Source organism: Polaromonas sp. P1_G2, from assembly GCF_056405515.1.
The window spans coordinates 1-448 of sequence record NZ_JBFUBY010001172.1 but is presented as its reverse complement, the minus strand read 5'-3'; the positions used below and the strand labels follow the sequence as shown (position 1 = coordinate 448).

The 448-nt window shown below is 63.2% G+C and carries 1 protein-coding gene; it reads right to left on the bottom strand.

Translation table 11 applies throughout. The annotated features are described in order from the left end of the window. Positions 1 to 448: dihydroxy-acid dehydratase domain-containing protein (locus tag AC1D0P_RS29620; RefSeq protein ID WP_477679997.1), on the bottom strand; the 448-nt coding region annotated here is incomplete at both ends.

The following is a 448-nucleotide window of genomic DNA, read 5'->3' as shown; positions in this document are numbered from 1 at the left end:
CGCGTCCTGGCTCTCGAAGACCTTTGCCGGACCGGAGAATTTCAGGATGCTTTCATCGACGCCGGCCGTCTTGACGATGCAGCCATCGACGGCAAGGTTGCCCTTGAGCACGGCAAGACCGCCATCCTTTGAGAATGGGTGCTCGACCGAGCGGATGACGCCCTTTTCGCGGTCAGTGTCGAGATCGTCCCAGCGCGCTTCCTGGCTGAAGGCCACCTGCGTGGGAATGCCGCCAGGGGCAGCACGATAGAAATTGCGTACCGACTCGCTGTTGGTGCGGGTGATGTCCCAGCGGTCGATGGCGTCGCCGAGCGTCGCCGAATGCACGGTGACGCAGTCGCGGTTGAGCAGGTTGCCACGATCGAGCTCGCCGAGGATCGACATGATGCCGCCGGCGCGATGCACGTCTTCCATATGCACGTCGCTTTTGGCCGGCGCCACCTTGGAG